Here is a 15,976-nt window from a genome sequence, read left to right as displayed (position 1 = left end):
TGGGGGAGCCGTCTGGCGCTGGAGGCCCCAGCCTCCAGAGGGTGCCCCCAGCACTCGGCAGCCGGATGGGGCGGAGCCCGCGCCCCAAACTACGTGCGGGCATGGGGGCTGAGTCAAGCTCAGCGCGGACCACGGTCGATGACGCGTCCAGCGGCGGCGAGCAGTTTTCCAACCGGAAATCGGAACAGACTTGTTATTTTCGATTTAAAAGCTACTTATGGACGATACTTAGTGTAAGTAGTGCGATTGCCCATCGGCAAACGAACGAGGTTATCAAACTAGCTCACCTAAAATTAGCGCTAACAGAAAGCGAAAGGTGGAGCATGGACGACTTAAACCAGATCAACATGTCGCGGCGAGAGGTGTTGATTGTTAGCGCACTCTCAGCGGGAGTTGCTGCGTTGCCGAGTACTGCAGTCGCTAATAGTGGACTGCAGAGCGAGTTGCACACGCCAACCAATGCTAAAACCTCGCTCGTTGTGAACCAGAAGCGATATGACATCGACCTTGATACGCGAACGACACTGCTTGATGTACTACGTGACCATTTGCATCTTACTGGGACTAAGAAAGGATGCGACCATGGACAGTGCGGCGCCTGCACCGTGATAGTCGATGGACGTCGCATCAACTCGTGCTTGACGTTGGCGGTCATGAATGATGGCGCGAACGTGACGACTATCGAAGGTCTGGGTACGCCCGATAAGCTGCACCCCATGCAGCAGGCTTTCGTGAAGCATGACGGCTACCAGTGCGGCTACTGTACCCCCGGCCAGATCTGTTCGGCCGTGGCGGTGCTGGACGAGATTCAACAGGGTAAGCCCAGCCATGTGACGGCAAACCTGACTGAGAAGCCGCTGCTGTCGGTAGACGAAATCCGTGAGCGCATGAGCGGGAACATCTGTCGATGTGGCGCTTACTCGAACATCATCGATGCAATCACTGAGGTTGCTGGAGGTAAGGTATGAAGGCCTTTACCTATCAGCGCGTGAGTACGCCTGCGGAGGCGGCGCAAGCGGCTTACCGCACACCGAATGCTCGTTTTATTGCCGGTGGCACCAATTTGCTGGACCTGATGAAGCTGGAGATTGAAACGCCTGCGCATCTCATCGACGTCAACGGGTTGAAGCTCGACCAGATCGAGCCACTGCCTGATGGTGGCCTGCGTGTGGGTGCGCTGATGCGCAATACGGATCTCGCTGCCGATATGCGCATTCGCCGCGATTACGCGGTGCTTGCGCGGGCTTTGCTGGCCGGCGCTTCCACGCAGCTGCGCAACCGTGCCACCACGGCCGGAAACCTGCTGCAGCGCACGCGCTGTGCCTACTTCTACGATACGAACATGCCGTGTAATAAGCGCAAGCCGGGCAGTGGGTGTTCGGCTATCGGCGGCTTCACGCGGCAGCATGCGGTTGTTGGGGCCAGCGAGGCTTGCATTGCTACACATCCGAGCGATATGGCGGTGGCCATGCGCGTGCTGGATGCAGAAGTGGAGACCGTAAAGCCGGATGGCGCCGGGCGCGTAATTCCCATTGCGGACTTCCATCGCCTGCCGGGCAGCACGCCGCATATCGAACATGTGCTGGAACCGGGTGAGCTGATTGTGAGCGTGAAGCTGCCGAGGCCTGTCGGCGGCCAGCACTTCTACCGCAAGGTGCGCGACCGCGCATCGTACGCGTTTGCGCTGGTGTCCGTGGCGGCGATTGTGCAGCCAAATGGCACGGGGCGTGTTGCGCTGGGCGGTGTGGCGCACAAACCCTGGCGTGTGGAGGCGGCGGAGCAAAAAATGGCGCAAGGCGCGAAAGCGGTCGCCGATCAGTTGTTGGCCGGCGCGAAGCCTACGCACGATAACGAATTCAAGATTCCGCTGGTTCAGCGCACGCTCGCTTCCGTGATGGCCGAAGCGAAGAAGGGGGCATGAGATGAAATTCGCTACCCCGGCTACAACCAATCCTATCGACCAGCTGAAGGTGGTCGGCCGTCCGACGGACCGCATCGATGGTCCGTTGAAGACAACGGGAACGGCGCCTTACGCCTATGAGCAGCATGAGGCCGCACCGAATGCAGCCTATGGCTACGTGCTCGGCTCGGCCATCGCCAAGGGCCGCATCACGTCCATGGACACCAGCGCTGCGAAGCGCGCACCGGGTGTGCTGGCCGTTGTCACCGCGGAGAACGCGGGCAAGCTCGGTAAGGGCGATATGAATACGGCGAAGCTGCTTGCGGGGCCGGAGGTGCAGCACTATCACCAGGCCGTGGCCGTGGTGGTGGCCGAAACCTTCGAACAGGCGCGCGCGGCGGCGAATCTCATCAAGGTGAAGTACGCGAAGGCCAAGGGCGCATACGACCTGGCTGCTGCGAAGAGTTCGGCGAAAAAGCCGAAGGCGGAAAACGACACGGAGCCGGATACGAAGACCGGCGATTTCGCCAAGGCCTTCGATGCCGCGCCGGTGCGGCTGGACCAAACCTACACGACGCCCGACCAGAGCCACGCAATGATGGAGCCACATGCTTCCCTCGCCGCCTGGGAAAACGGCAAGCTCACCATCTGGACCGCAAACCAGATGATTAACTGGGGCGTGAAGGATGTGGCGAAAACGCTGGGAATTCCGAAGGAGAAGGTGCGCCTGGTGTCGCCCTATATCGGCGGCGGCTTTGGCGGCAAGCTGTTCGTGCGTGCCGATGCGCTGATGGCGGCGCTGGGTGCGCGTGCGGCCAAGCGTCCGGTGAAGGTGGCACTGCAGCGCCCACTCATGATCAACAACACTACGCACCGCCCGGCCACGATCCAGCGCATCCGCATCGGCGCCACGCGCGACGGCAAGATCACGGCGATCGGTCACGAGTCCTGGTCGGGCGACCTCCCGGACGGGAAGCCGGAAACAGCGGTGCAGCAAACGCGCCTGCTGTACGCAGGTCCCAACCGCATGACGGCCATGCGCCTGGCCACGCTGGATCTCCCGGAGGGCAATGCCATGCGCGCGCCGGGCGAGGCGCCGGGCCTGATGGCGCTGGAGATTGCCATCGATGAGATGGCGGAAAAGCTGAAGATGGATCCGGTCACTTTCCGCATCCTGAACGATACGAAGGAAGATCCCGAAAAGCCGGGCCGTCCGTTCTCGCAGCGCCGCCTGATCGATTGCCTGCGCACGGGCGCCGAGAAGTTCGGCTGGAACAAGCGCAATCCGGAACCCGGCAAAACGCGCGATGGGCGCTGGCTGGTGGGCTATGGCGTGGCCGCGGCCTTCCGCAACAACCTGTTGATGAAGTCCGGCGCGCGCGTGCGGTTGGGCAGCAACGGCATCGTGACCGTGGAAACGGACATGACCGATATCGGCACCGGCACTTACACCATCATCGCGCAGACCGCTGCGGAGATGATGGGCGTGCCGCTGAATAAGGTGGTGGTGAAGCTGGGCGATTCGGCATTTCCCGTGTCGGCCGGTTCCGGCGGCCAGTGGGGCGCCAACAGTTCCACCTCGGGCGTATATGCAGCCTGCGTGGAGCTGCGCCGCATTGTGGCGCAGAAGCTGGGCCTGGGCGGGGATGCGGAGTTCGCGGACGGCATGGTGCGCTCCGGCGGCAAGTCGATTCCGCTGGCGTCAGCAGCCCAATATGCGGAGCTGGTGGCGGAAGACAGCATCGAGTTCGGCGACCTGGATAAGAAGTTCCAGCAATCGACCTTCGGCGGGCACTTCGTGGAGGTGGCGGTGGATGCTGCCACCGGCGAAACGCGCATTCGCCGCATGCTGGCGGTGTGCGCCGCAGGCCGCATCCTTAACCCCAAGTCGGCGCGCAGCCAGGTGATTGGCGCGATGACCATGGGCGCCGGCGCAGCGCTGATGGAGGAGCTGGCGGTGGACAAGCGCTATGGCTTCTTCGTGAACCATGACCTGGCTGGCTATGAGGTGCCGGTGCATGCCGACATTCCGCATCAGGAAGTCATCTTCCTCGACGAGACCGACCCCATCTCGTCGCCGATGAAGGCCAAGGGCGTGGGCGAGCTTGGCATCTGCGGCGTTGCGGCGGCGATTGCGAATGCCATCCACAACGCCACCGGCGTGCGGGTGCGCGATTATCCGATCACGCTGGATAAGGTGCTGCACAAGCTGCCGCCCGTAGCTTGAGCGCAGCGTGCCAGGCGTTGAGTCCCGGCGCAGCTGCGCAGCTAGGCTGCGTGTGCCAGGTCTTCAGTGAGACCGCGAATCATCGGCTTGCGGCCGTTGATGCGTTTCAGCCAGTCGCGCATCACAAACAGCGTAGCAAGCATGATGCCGAACACGATGTGCACAAACAGCGGCGTGCCGAGGATAACGGGTTCCGCAAACAGGCCTTGCTGCAACAGGCCGTTCAGGAACTTCAGTTTGTAGAACCAGATCACCACCAGCGGCACAACGCAGAAGCCTGCCACATACAGCACGCGCAAGCGGCTCGCCAGCACACGGCAGGCGATAACGATAGGCGGCGCGCAAAATAGCAGCGTAAGGGCCAGTGCATACCAGCGCGCCAAGCTTTCGGGCATGCCGTCGAAGATACGCGTGAGCAGAATCTTCTCGTCGCCGCCGCCCATGGCTGCGGTGAAGATGCGCGCGAAGGGCAGGGGCGCAAAGACCAGCGAAAACGCCAGCGACCTTTGCGCCATGGACGATGCCCGATACAGAAGCCACACGCCCAGCCACACCACCATGTAGCTGAACAAGGGGCCGGCAATGGGCGCAGCCCACGGCAGCGAAGCGGCGCCCTCGGCGCAGCTGTTCCAGTTGTTGAAATCACGCGGGCCATAGCAGCCCGTCACCAGGCGTCCCACGTTGATGTGCGCTTGCTCGTGCAGCTCGCTGATCACGCCGTTCAGCGCGAAGAAGGCAAGCAGGTACTGCCAGGTCAGACGGATCTTCATTGTTCGCTCGACAATTTAGTTTCCATCAGTGTATGGGAACTTCTGGTTCAAATCAGTCGCAAAACTGTAGCGATCTTGTCTTGAGCTGCAGGATTCGTATCGAAATTGTCAGCCCTTGTCCTGCGTTCCCTCTACCAGCAGCTCCACCAGCGCCCGCGCGGCGGCGGGCTGGCGGCGGTGCGGCGCGTACACCACGGAGAACGGTCGGGAGCGCCCGCGCAGCTGCGGCATCAGCTCCACCAGCGTGCCGCGCTGCAGGCGCTCGCGCGCGATGAAGTCGTAGGTCTGGCAGATGCCGGCGCCATGTTCGGCCAGGGACACCACGCCCAGCACATCGTCCGACACCTGCAGCGTGAAGTCCGGCATCCAGTCCACCTGCTGGCCGCCATCCTGGAACAGCCAGGGAATATGGCGGCCGGTACTCGGCATGAGGAAGGGCAGGCAGCTATGCCGGCGCAAGTCTGCGAGGCTGGCCGGGGCGGGATGGCGGCGCAGGTAGTCTGGCGAGGCCACGAGGCACAACGCAGCATCCTCCAGCTTGCGCGCCACCAGGCCGCTGTCCGGCAGGTTGCCGAGGCGGATGGCGAGGTCGAAACCTTCCGCCACCAGGTCCACATTCCGGTTGGTGATGTTCAGCTCCACCTGCACCTGGGGATGCAGCTCGTGGAAGCGGCTCAGCAGCGGCACCACGCGGTAGTGGCCGTAGGTGGTGGGCACGCTGATGCGCACCCGGCCCGCCAGCAGCCCCTCCTGCCCCTGAACGTCGCGCTCGGCCTCGCCCAGCAGCGTGAAGGCGGTGCGCGCCTGTTCCAGGTAGAGGCGGCCTGCATCCGTAGGGCCGAGGCTGCGCGTGGTGCGGCGCAGGAGCTGGCGGCCCAGCCGGGTCTCCAGCCGGCCGATGGCGCGGCTCAGCACGGAAGGCGTGGTGCCGAGTGCTACTGCCGCAGCCGTGAACGATCCCCGCTCCACCACGGTGATGAACGCCTCCACATCGGCCAAGTAGTCGAATTGACGGCTTATTTTGCTCTCCAGAGAACAAATGAATTGCTTGAAGCCTAGTTTATCTCGTTCGATGGCGGGAATAAAGTGGAGCCATCAAAACACGGAGGAATGTATGAACCAAGCAAAATCCCTGAAACCTGTGCTCTTCGTTCTCACCAGCCATGGCGTGAAAGGCAGCACCGGCGAAGCCACCGGCTTTTACCTGGGCGAAGTCACCCATCCGCTGGCCGAGCTGCATGAGGCCGGTATCAAGGTCGAGTTCGCATCGATCCAGGGCGGCGAGCCGCCCGTGGACGGCCTGGACCTGAACGACCCGGTCAACGCCCGCTACTGGCAGGACGACGGCTTCCGCAACGCCATCCGCAACACGCTGCGCCTGCAGGATGCCGACGCCTCGCGCTACTCGGCCATCTTCTTCGCCGGTGGCCACGGCGCCGTGTGGGACTTCCCGGACAGCCCGGCCGTGCAGCGTGTAACCCGCGAGATCTATGAGGCGGGCGGCCTGGTCGGTGCGGTCTGCCACGGCCCGGCAGCGCTGGTGAATGTAAAGCTCAGCACCGGCCAGTATCTGGTGGCGGGCAAGCAGTTGAGCGCCTTCACCGATGAGGAAGAGCGCGCGGTAGGCCTTGAGAAGGTAGTGCCCTTCCTGCTGGCGAGCACGCTGGTCGAACGCGGCGCCCATCACCAGCCGGCGCCTGACTGGACCGCAAAAGTTGTCGTCGATGGCAATCTCGTCACCGGCCAGAACCCACAATCCGCAGCTGGTGTTGGCGCCGCAATGCGCGACCTGCTGCTCGCAGCTTAAGGAGAAAAATCATGGATCTCAAGCTCAAAGACAAGACCGCTATCGTCACCGGCGCTACCGCAGGCATCGGCCTCGCCATCGCCCGCACCTTGGCTCGTGAAGGCGTGGCCGTCACCATCTCCGGCCGCAACCAGGAGAAGCTCGATGCAGCGCGTGCCGACATCCTCGCCACTGCACCCGCAGCCAGCGTGCGCACCTTGATTGCAGACGTCAGCACCGCCGATGGCGCTGCGGCCCTCATCGCGGCGCAGCCGGATGCCGATATCCTGGTCAACAACCTCGGCTTCTATGAATCGCGGCCGTTTGCGGAGATCAGCGACGAAGAATGGTTCCGCATGCTGGATGTGAACGTAATGTCCGGCGTTCGGCTCTCGCGTCACTACTTCCCGCGCATGCTGGAGAAAAAATGGGGCCGCGTGCTGTTCATCTCCAGCGAAACGGGCGCTTCCACGCCAGCGGACATGGTGCACTACGGCGTGAGCAAAACCGCGCAGATCGCCGTGGCACGCGGCATGGCGGAACTGACCCGGGGCACCGGCGTCACGGTCAACAGTGTGCTGCCTGCCGCCACGCATTCGGAAGGCATCGTTGAATACCTGCGCAAGACCGCGCCGCGGCCTGGCATGAGCGACGACGAAATCCAGGCGAGCTACTTCGCCCGCTACCGTCCAACCTCGCTGATCGCGCGCGTGATCGATCCGGACGAAATCGCGGCCATGGTAGCCCTGTTGGCCAGCCCGCTCGGCGGCGCCACCAACGGTGCGGCGGTGCGTGTGGAAGGCGGCGCGGTCAGCTCCATCCTCTGAGCCCATCGCGCGTCACGCCGAGCCATGCGCTGCTAACATAGCCGTAACAGATCATTACGCAAGGAGCAGAGCATGGCGCTACAGCACGCATCGTCGGGCCAGGTGGTTCAGATCCAGGATGGCGCGGCCGATTTATCGCAGTTTTCCTCGATCGCGCTCGCCAAGACGGAACAGCTGGAACTGATTCGCCTAGTCATGCCGGCAGGGAAGGCAATGCCGGAGCATTGGGTGAAGGGCGAAATCACCTTCCAGTGCCTGCAAGGTGAAATCGAATGGACCGCGCACGGCCGCACGGTCACGCTGCGCGGCGGTGAAATGCTGTACCTGGAAGGCGGCGCATCGCACTCGCTGCGCGCCGTTCAGGATTCGGTGGCGCTGCTGACTATTTTGCTGCGGGACTGATTGCTTCTCCGCGGGGATCGCGGGCCAGCATCTGGGCCACGAGATCCTGCGGCTTCTTGCCGTCAAACAGCACGGCAGCCACTGCGTGAGTGATCGGCATTTCCACGCCGAGTTTGATGGACAGCTCGCGCACCGCCTTGGCGCAAGGCACTCCTTCGGCCACGTGGCCCAGTTCGTTCACGATTTCTTCCAGCGGCTTGCCCTTGGCGAGGCCCAGGCCAACGCGGCGGTTGCGCGACAGGTCGCCGGTGCAGGTCAGGATCAGGTCGCCCATGCCGGTGAGGCCCATGAAGGTCTCGATGTTGCCGCCCAGCGCGGCGCCGAGGCGGGTAATTTCCGCCAGGCCGCGCGTGATGAGTGCGGCGCGCGCGTTCATACCGAGGCCGAGGCCGTCGGCAATCCCGGTGGCGATCGCCAGCACGTTCTTCACGGCGCCGCCGACTTCAACCCCGATCAGGTCTTCACTCGAATACACGCGCATGGTGCCGCCGTGCACGGTGCGCACGACGCAGTCGCGCAGCTGCTGCGAAGTAGAGGCAATCGTCAGCGCGCAAGGCTGGCCGCGTGCCACTTCTTGTGCGAACGAGGGGCCGGACAAGGCGCCACTCGGAATCTCGTCGCCCAGCACTTCCTTGAAGATCTGGTGCGGCAGCAGGCCGGTTTCGTATTCAAAGCCCTTGCACAGCCAGACCAGGTTTGGAATCTTGCGGCCCTTCAGCGACGCCAGCAGCGGGCGCAGGCCGGCGACCGGGCTGGCGGCAATCAGCAGCCCATCTTCGCCCACGTGGGCGACGGCCTTGTCGAAATCAGCGGTGACATTCAGGCCGGCGGGGAAGGGGAAGCCGGCGAGATAGTGCTTGTTCTCGCGCTCGGCGGCCATCTGCTGCATGCCGTCGGCATTGCGGCCCCACATCAGCACATCGTGGCGATGACCGACGCTTATGGCGACAGCCGTACCCCAGGCGCCAGCACCCAGCACAGCAATCTTGCGCGGCTGGGGGGAAGAAGGTTTGGTAGTTTCTTGCATGGGGCGAAGTATAACCTGCGGCGGAGGCTGGGCAGGTCAACTTCATCCCGGCTACGGTGCTGAGCCATTGACGGGCCGAACTCGCAAAGAATTGAGCAGTCGATCCCATAGGTAAAGCGCTTCCTCGTCAGTGATGCTGGGCGCTATTGCGCCGCGTCGATTGTCTTTCACACCGCTGTTCAAAGACACGTCCAAAGTCGGAACGTAAATGTTCTTGGGTTCACCCAGCGCAACGAACATGAATTGATGCGCATGCCCATCTCGTTCATCAGGTGGCACATGCATCAGAATTTCGTCGCCGGTCCAAGGCTTCAGTGTTTTCTTTCCTCGCCTGAGGAATTTGATGCGACTGTGCCAAGCTCCACCGTCGGATTTAATGGCGGCTTGTTCCGCCTCTCGGAATCGGGGCTCAAGTTCATCCGATTTGACTTCAACACTTTTCATGACCATGGAAAGCGAAACCATCACGTCAGGGAATTCCGCTATCTGGATGCCCATGTGTACACGCTCTACCTCTTGTACCTTTGCATCCTGAACCAGAGCCCCGTCTATGCAAAAACCTGATTGGCTGGGAATTTCCGTACTGCGCGGGGTGATACGTGCCGCCGTTTCGTTCAGCTGCAACAGATCTGCTTGGTAGTCAGATGGGTTGGCAAGATTATTTCCGTGCAGGACAAATACATCATTTCCCACCGGTACAAAAGAGTCGATAGCGTAGTAGCGGCCGCTCATCCGACTCAGTCCTATGAAGGTCTTTTGCCCTTTTACCGCGCCATCGATAACGCGGCCGAGATCGTTCTCAGTCCCACGAAGCGCCCCCATTGCGAGATAGCGTTCCGACTTCAGGTTCTCAGCGCTTTCCGCGAGAAACTTGTCTAACTCATGCGCCTGCCCGGGATAGCGATCCACTTCGACGGGAATCCAAAGAAGGTCGAATAACGTCGAAGCGGTGCGGGGAACGTCGATCAGAAATCTCCCCACGCAAACAGTACGAACATCGTTGAAGAGCGCTTCGATTCGATTCTTGGGACTCGCCATGACTTGCCTCACATCGATTATGGAAAATGCCATCAGCACAAGGGCTGCGAGGAGATTTCGTTTCATGTCGTCGACATCTCAAAGGTTTATTTGGGCCAAGTCATCTGCTGCGCGATTTTGACGATGCTGTACAGCGTGGCGTTGAGCACACGTTCGTTGCTGTAGCTTGATTGATGTTCGTAGCCGCTTTGCCGAAAAACACCGCGCAATTTTGCATTTAGAAGTTGGTGATCTGAAGATCTGCTCGGTACAGTCTGGTCTCCTTTCCCAGTCGAAGGGCCTAATACTGCGGTACCAGAAAGCTTCCTTTCTGTCTGATGCTTTGGGAGCGAAGCAAGCGTTAGAGTGCCTTGCTCGTTATCCGATTCGATTGAAAGATCGTTCCAATCTACGCCTGAGAAATTCGTACTCAAATGCCAGGAGATTTTTTCCCACGAAGGACGGTCGCTATCAACGCCATAATGGGCATAGGTATTGGGATGGTAAGTTTCGGAGAGCTGGTCGTGGAAGAGTTTGGCGATGTCTAGCAGGTTTTTCGTATAGGCTAGGCCCGCGTGAGGAGCGCGCGCAGGATTGAGCCATTCTTCGCGCAGCAGGCCATACCAGCGGTTGCTTGTCTTATAGATTTCCTCATATGGATCGCCTCGCTGAGGAAGACTAGCGAAGAGGGATTTGTTATGACGAACCTCTAACCAGCCATTGCCGTAGGCTTTGCATGGCAAAAGTTGGAGTCCCCCTGCTGAGTTGCCCAAAACTGCGGTCACTCGGCTACCTGTATGTCCGAGGGGGAAAGAAGCTGCGAAGGATTGTGGAGTGTCCTGCTCGAAGCCGCTGCGCATCCTCTTGTAAGCCGCAGGGGAGCCCAGGGCCGGCATCACTCCATGCACGATTCCCAGCACCTTTTCCCCGAGGCCACCAATATCAGGATGAATCATGGCGCGGGCGACGAGACCACCCATGGAATGAGTGACGAGTATGACCTTCTGGCATCGGAACTCTGCCTTTTGATATTTTTGAATGAGAGCGACGACTCTTTTGCACAGGTGAACGGCTGAGAGCTCGTTGTCTTGCAGCCAGTTGTAGCCCATGGCATGAATGGGGAAGAAGCAGTCCGTCATTACCGCCAGGTATTCGGCTTTTGTAAGTGGCGCCATCCCATAGGCGGGTACCGCAGCCCATTCGGCAGGATCGCGGTCAATGATGGAACGCCAGCGGTCATTGTCGACCGACGAATTTAGATACTTTTCACAGTTTTCGAGAATGTTGCGGTAGCTGGACAGGAAAACTTCACTCCACCCACGCTGACGCACTTTGTCCGCAACGAGGTATCGTGGATTTTCAGTGGGTGGATCGTTCGTCAATAGAGGGGAAAGGCGGTCATATCCAATAAAAACGTTAATCTGACCGACGGCATGGCGTTCCAGTGATGACTCCTCTTTGTCGCCGGTAGGGCTCCGGCCATCATCAAAGGTATCTACAACGGTTTGGTGAGGATCTAGTTGAAGTTGGCGGTCTGCGGCTGACGTGAGTGAAAACTTCCCCAGCTCCGTCGCATTGTCAGGTCGCCAAGCAACGTTATTCTTTTTTTTGAGTTGAAGCTGCCGAGCAGAGCTCATCCGGAGGTTGGATCCCATGATTCCGGGAATAAACACGATCGGAATCACACGTCGTGGAGGGACCACCACTTTCTGATAAGCACGATCTTCTTCCGGCGTGCAATGGCCATAAGTTTTTCTGCCACCGCACATGATTGGTACAGAGAGCTGGGTTGGCATTGGACTTCCCTTTAGACAGGAAAGCCATCTTCACACAACGCTCAACGGGAAGTATTGATGAGGGGCAAGCCTCGGAAGGTCAAATGCCCCAGATGTCGGAATTGCGGATGAAGCCGGTCACGCCATCGCGGTGACGGACTTTGGTCCAGTCGTTGACTGCCGGTTCCAGGAGTTCAAGGATCACGCCCTTGTCGGCGGTGAAGAGGGTAGTAGAGGCTTCGTCCGCATCGGTGCGGACTTTCGCGTTGGCGGTTTTCACCAGCACGGCGCGCTTGGGCGACAGGCCCTTGGCCTGCGTCCACGCCATATCGCCGCTGATGTCGCGCACCTTCACCCACTCGCCATAGGTCAGCACCACTTCCAGCGGCGTGCCCCGCGGAACGATGTAGAGTTTGTTGCCCTTGAGCGAAGGCGCGTCGTACAGCACGGCAGGCGCGGCGCCCACAGTCTTGAAGTCGAGCGCAGCCGCTACAGCCGAAACTGACAACAAGAGCAAGCTAAGTATCAGTCGAGCAACAGTCATTGCAAAAACCTTTGACCAAAATAAACAAAGGCCACGAATGGCCTTTGTTAGCGGGGGGCGGCAGTAACGCCGCCTGAGCACGTTCAGCTTACTGAACGGTGGTGCTGCCTTCAGCTGGGGTCGAGCCGCCGGCTGCAGCTTGCTGCTGGGCGATGGCTTGCAGGCGCTGCTGGTAGAACACTTCGAAGTTGATCTCGGCCAGGTGCACTGGCGGGAAACCGGCACGGGAGATCACGTCGGCGATGTTGGCGCGCAGGTAAGGGTACACGATATTCGGGCAACCGATGCCCAGTACCGGATCCAGCTGGTCTTCAGGGATGTTGCGCGCTTCGAAGATACCGGCTTGCTTGCCTTCCACCAGGAACGCCACCTTGTCTTTGACTTTGGCGGTCACGGTGATGGTCACGGTCGATTCGTAGATGCCTTCAGCCAGTGGCTCGGCGCCGACGTCCAGCGACACTTCGATCGAAGGAGCATCCTGCTCCAGGAAGATGGCTGGGGAGTTCGGCTGTTCCAGCGACAGATCTTTCAGGTAGACGCGTTGGATTTGGAATACTGGTTGCTGGTTTTCTTCGGACATGGAACACTTTCAGAATATGTAAAAGAGCGGCTGTAGCCGCTCCAGTATTAATGGTGCTTTTGGCCAGACTTGGGTTGACCCAAATCAAACGCGAGGGCAATTGTAGCAAAACTATTATGCTGGCAAGCCATTTTGGCTGTCGCACGTTGCAAAACAGCCCAGCTCAGCCTTTCAGCAGGGGATCGAGGCCGCCAGCCTGGTCCAGCGCATACAGGTCGTCGAAGCCGCCCACATGGGTATCCCCAATGTAGATCTGCGGCACGGTGCGGCGGCCGGTTTTCTGCATCATCAGCTGGCGCTGGCCTGGGTCCAGGTCCACGCGAATCTTGTCGATGGCTTTCACGCCCTTGCTGTCCAGCAGGCGCTCGGCACGGATGCAATAAGGGCACACGGCGGTGGTGTACATGGTGACGTTGGCTGTCATGGCGTTTCCTCCAAGTATTATTTGGTGATCGGCAGGCTCTGCGCCCGCCATGCGTCGATGCCGCCGTCGAGGACGAGCACCTCCTTGAATCCAGCCTTTTCCAGAATTTTCGCGGCGCTGAAGGCGCGCGTCCCCTTTTGGCAAACCACCACTGCCGTCTTGTTCTTGAATTTTTCCAGCTCGCCGGTGCGCTGGGGCAGGTCCGCCAGCGGGATGTTTTTGGCATCCGCCAGGTGGCCGGCGGCAAATTCGTTTGCGGCGCGTACATCCACAATGAGGGCCTTGGCGCGGTTTATCAACAGCGTCACCTCTTGCGGGGAGGCTTTTTTACCGCGCTGGGTGAGGGCGGGAAACAGCAGGGCGCCGCCGGACAACACCACGATGGCGATAAGGAAAATATTGTCGAGAACGAATTTCACAGGATTCCATTGGTTGAACTGAATCCGCGCATTATAAAATAGAAGGCGTTCCATGGCTCAAGCGGCCTGTTTCCGTCCCATTCCACTCTAAGAAGATTGCTCTATGTACAAAATTGTATTCATGCGTCATGGCGAGTCCACCTGGAATCTCGAGAACCGTTTCACCGGCTGGACCGATGTGGACCTGACCGAAAAAGGCATCAAGGAAGCGAAAAGCGCCGGCCAGGTGCTGAAACAGGAAGGCTACGAATTTGACTTGTGCTACACCTCGGTGCTGAAGCGCGCGATCCGCACCCTGTGGCTGACGCTGGATGAAATGGACCTGATGTACCTGCCGATCAAGCATGACTGGCGCCTGAACGAGCGCCACTACGGCGCCCTGCAGGGCCTGGACAAGGGCGAAACCGCCGCCAAGTACGGCGACGCGCAGGTGCTGGTATGGCGCCGCAGCTATGACACGCCGCCGCCGGCGCTGGAAGCGAACGATGACCGCACCTCCTTCAACGATCCGCGCTATGCCGGCCTGAGCAAGGAACAGATTCCGCTGACCGAATGCCTGAAGGACACCGTGGCCCGCGTGATGCCGGCTTGGGACGAGGAAATCGCCCCGGCCATCCGCGCCGGCAAGAAAATCCTGATCTCGGCCCACGGCAACAGCCTGCGCGCCCTGATCAAGATGCTGGACGGCATCAGCGACGAGGAAATCGTCGGCCTGAACATCCCTAACGGCCAGCCTCTGGTGTATGAGCTGGATGCCGACCTGAAGCCGATCCGCCACTACTACCTGGGTGACGCCGACGCTATTGCCGCAGCGCAAGCCGCCGTGGCGAATCAAGGCAAGGCCAAGTAAGTACCTGATGGCAGTGAAACCGACCCGCCGCGCGGGCGCCTGGCTGGCAACAGTCCTGGCGCTGGCGCTGGCCGCCGGCAATGTGCTGGCCGCACCCAAGCCCACCACGCGCAGCAAGGAAAAGGCGGCGGCCGAGGCCGAGCGCAAGGCGCTGCAGCAGAAGCTGAGCAACCTGAAAAGCGATATCGGCAAAACCGAGAGCGCGAAGGAGGATGCCGCCGACGAGCTGGCGGAGTCGGAAGGCGCCATTTCCACGGCCAACCGCGCGCTGCGCGATCTGCACGAGGAGCAACTGCTCACCAACAGCAAGCTGCAGGAGCTGGCGGCGGAGCATGAGCGCCTGTCCGGCATCGTGGCGCAGCAAAAGCAGCAGCTGGCCAGGCTGCTGCGCGAGCAGTACCAGGCGGGGAATGAAGACCGCATCAAGCTGCTGCTGTCCGGCGATAATCCGAACCGCATCAACCGCGAGCTGCAGCTCATGGCTTATGTGTCGCAGGCGCAGGCGCGCTTGCTGGCATCGCTGCGCGAGAACCTGGCGCTGGTGGAAAAGAACCAGGCCGAGGCCCAGAACGCAAAAGACGAACTGGAAGAAATCGCGCAGGAACAGCGCGAGCAGAAAGCCACGCTGGAGAAGGAGAAGCAGCGCCGCGCCGCGCTGCTGGCTAACCTCTCGCGCAAGCTGGATACCCAGCGCAAGGAGGCGGGCCGCCTGGAACGGGACGAGCAGCGCATGGGCGCGCTGGTGAACCGCCTGAACAAGCTCATCGAAGAACAGGCGCGCGCCGCCGCCGCCGAGAAGAAGCGCAAGGAAGAACTGGCCGCCGCACGCGCCGCGAAAGCGAAGGCGGACGCGGAGGAGCGTGCCCGCATCAGGGCGGAGCGTGAACGCATCGCCCGCGAGAACAAGAGCAAGCCGCCGAAGCAGCAAACGCCGCTGCCGGAAGAACCAAAAGTCGCTAAAGAGCAAGCCGAGCCGCGCGATGAAGGCGCTGCCCGGCCATCCGAGGTGGCGCTGGCGCCCGCCGCGCCGGACGGCGCTTTCGCCAGCCTGAAAGGCCGCATGCGCACGCCGGTCTCCGGCACGGTGGCGGCCAAATTTGGCAGCAAGCGCGGCGGCGCGGCCTGGAAGGGCGTCTTTATCCAGGCGGCGGAAGGCGCGGAAGTGCGCGCCGTGGCCCAGGGCCGGGTGGTGTTCGCCGAATGGCTGCGCGGCTTCGGCAACCTGATCATCGTCGACCACGGCAGCCAGTACATGAGCATTTATGGCAATAACCAGTCGCTGCTGAAGCAGGCGGGCGACGTGGTGAAGGGCGGCGACGTCATTGCCGCAGCCGGAAATACCGGTGGTAACGAAGAATCGGGTTTATACTTTGAGCTACGTCATCAGGGCCGGGCTTTCGATCCGGCCGGGTGGGTGAAGTTCTGAGC

General features: G+C 60.9%; 17 protein-coding genes. 8 read left to right on the top strand and 9 right to left on the bottom strand.

The annotated features are described in order from the left end of the window. Positions 1-323: 323 nt before the first annotated feature. From paoA to paoC, 3 genes are read left to right on the top strand one after another with little or no spacing between them, the layout of a single operon-like run. Positions 324-968 carry an aldehyde dehydrogenase iron-sulfur subunit PaoA gene (gene paoA / locus ACJRPG_RS10745; RefSeq protein WP_408000074.1) on the top strand — a complete coding sequence of 215 codons (645 nt, stop codon included), beginning with the start codon at positions 324-326 and terminating at the stop codon, positions 966-968. Beyond that, complete coding sequence (locus ACJRPG_RS10740) at positions 965-1,921, top strand: FAD binding domain-containing protein (protein WP_408000073.1); 957 nt, start codon at positions 965-967, stop codon at positions 1,919-1,921. Before paoA ends, ACJRPG_RS10740 begins: the two co-directional genes overlap by 4 nt. Before the next feature lies 1 nt (position 1,922). Then, on the top strand, positions 1,923-4,127 hold the full coding sequence (gene paoC, locus ACJRPG_RS10735) for an aldehyde oxidoreductase molybdenum-binding subunit PaoC (protein WP_408000072.1): 2,205 nt from the start codon (positions 1,923-1,925) through the stop codon (positions 4,125-4,127). A gap of 41 nt (positions 4,128-4,168) precedes the next feature. Here paoC and ACJRPG_RS10730 read toward each other — a convergent pair whose 3' ends face one another. After that, complete coding sequence (locus tag ACJRPG_RS10730; protein ID WP_408000071.1) at positions 4,169-4,897, bottom strand: hypothetical protein; 729 nt, start codon at positions 4,895-4,897, stop codon at positions 4,169-4,171. Positions 4,898-5,005: 108 nt separating this feature from the next. Further along, the gene (locus ACJRPG_RS10725) at positions 5,006-5,917 is read right to left on the bottom strand and encodes a LysR family transcriptional regulator (RefSeq protein ID WP_408000497.1); all 912 of its coding nucleotides are present in this window, start codon (positions 5,915-5,917) and stop codon (positions 5,006-5,008) included. 94 nt (positions 5,918-6,011) lie between these two features. Here ACJRPG_RS10725 and ACJRPG_RS10720 point away from each other — a divergent pair, with 94 nt between their 5' ends. The 3 genes from ACJRPG_RS10720 (at position 6,012) to ACJRPG_RS10710 (ending at position 7,912) form a co-directional block, all read left to right on the top strand. Further along, the gene (locus tag ACJRPG_RS10720; protein WP_408000070.1) at positions 6,012-6,704 is read left to right on the top strand and encodes a type 1 glutamine amidotransferase domain-containing protein; all 693 of its coding nucleotides are present in this window, start codon (positions 6,012-6,014) and stop codon (positions 6,702-6,704) included. Positions 6,705-6,715: 11 nt separating this feature from the next. Next, the gene (locus ACJRPG_RS10715) at positions 6,716-7,510 is read left to right on the top strand and encodes an SDR family NAD(P)-dependent oxidoreductase (RefSeq protein ID WP_408000069.1); all 795 of its coding nucleotides are present in this window, start codon (positions 6,716-6,718) and stop codon (positions 7,508-7,510) included. A 72-nt stretch (positions 7,511-7,582) separates the two neighbouring features. Continuing rightward, positions 7,583-7,912 (top strand): cupin domain-containing protein, encoded by a 330-nt coding sequence (locus ACJRPG_RS10710; protein ID WP_408000068.1) that lies wholly within the window; start codon positions 7,583-7,585, stop codon positions 7,910-7,912. On the opposite strand, the gene ACJRPG_RS10705 is transcribed toward ACJRPG_RS10710, so the two are convergent. The 7 genes from ACJRPG_RS10705 to ACJRPG_RS10675 form a co-directional block, all read right to left on the bottom strand. Continuing rightward, complete coding sequence (locus ACJRPG_RS10705) at positions 7,893-8,939, bottom strand: NAD(P)H-dependent glycerol-3-phosphate dehydrogenase (protein ID WP_408000067.1); 1,047 nt, start codon at positions 8,937-8,939, stop codon at positions 7,893-7,895. The genes ACJRPG_RS10710 and ACJRPG_RS10705 overlap by 20 nt on opposite strands. A 51-nt stretch (positions 8,940-8,990) precedes the next feature. Continuing rightward, complete coding sequence (locus ACJRPG_RS10700) at positions 8,991-10,043, bottom strand: T6SS immunity protein Tli4 family protein (protein WP_408000066.1); 1,053 nt, start codon at positions 10,041-10,043, stop codon at positions 8,991-8,993. A 20-nt stretch (positions 10,044-10,063) separates the two neighbouring features. Then, positions 10,064-11,752 (bottom strand): Tle4 family T6SS lipase effector, encoded by a 1,689-nt coding sequence (locus tag ACJRPG_RS10695; RefSeq protein ID WP_408000065.1) that lies wholly within the window; start codon positions 11,750-11,752, stop codon positions 10,064-10,066. 79 nt (positions 11,753-11,831) lie between these two features. After that, positions 11,832-12,248 carry an SH3 domain-containing protein gene (locus ACJRPG_RS10690; RefSeq protein WP_408000064.1) on the bottom strand — a complete coding sequence of 139 codons (417 nt, stop codon included), beginning with the start codon at positions 12,246-12,248 and terminating at the stop codon, positions 11,832-11,834. A gap of 115 nt (positions 12,249-12,363) precedes the next feature. Continuing rightward, complete coding sequence (gene secB / locus ACJRPG_RS10685) at positions 12,364-12,855, bottom strand: protein-export chaperone SecB (RefSeq protein ID WP_408000063.1); 492 nt, start codon at positions 12,853-12,855, stop codon at positions 12,364-12,366. A 163-nt stretch (positions 12,856-13,018) separates the two neighbouring features. Further along, complete coding sequence (gene grxC, locus ACJRPG_RS10680; protein ID WP_408000062.1) at positions 13,019-13,279, bottom strand: glutaredoxin 3; 261 nt, start codon at positions 13,277-13,279, stop codon at positions 13,019-13,021. A gap of 17 nt (positions 13,280-13,296) precedes the next feature. Next, on the bottom strand, positions 13,297-13,698 hold the full coding sequence (locus ACJRPG_RS10675; protein WP_408000496.1) for a rhodanese-like domain-containing protein: 402 nt from the start codon (positions 13,696-13,698) through the stop codon (positions 13,297-13,299). A 103-nt stretch (positions 13,699-13,801) separates the two neighbouring features. Here ACJRPG_RS10675 and gpmA point away from each other — a divergent pair, with 103 nt between their 5' ends. Together gpmA and ACJRPG_RS10665 are read left to right on the top strand one after the other, a co-directional pair. After that, entirely contained in the window at positions 13,802-14,548 is a 747-nt protein-coding gene (gpmA, locus tag ACJRPG_RS10670) for a 2,3-diphosphoglycerate-dependent phosphoglycerate mutase (RefSeq protein ID WP_408000061.1), read from the top strand. Positions 14,549-14,555: 7 nt separating this feature from the next. Beyond that, positions 14,556-15,974 (top strand): murein hydrolase activator EnvC family protein, encoded by a 1,419-nt coding sequence (locus ACJRPG_RS10665; protein ID WP_408000060.1) that lies wholly within the window; start codon positions 14,556-14,558, stop codon positions 15,972-15,974. Positions 15,975-15,976: the final 2 nt, after the last annotated feature.

Source organism: Pseudoduganella rhizocola (genome assembly GCF_045984285.3).
GTDB lineage: Bacteria > Pseudomonadota > Gammaproteobacteria > Burkholderiales > Burkholderiaceae_D > Rugamonas.
This window is presented reverse-complemented; position numbering and strand designations above follow the sequence as displayed.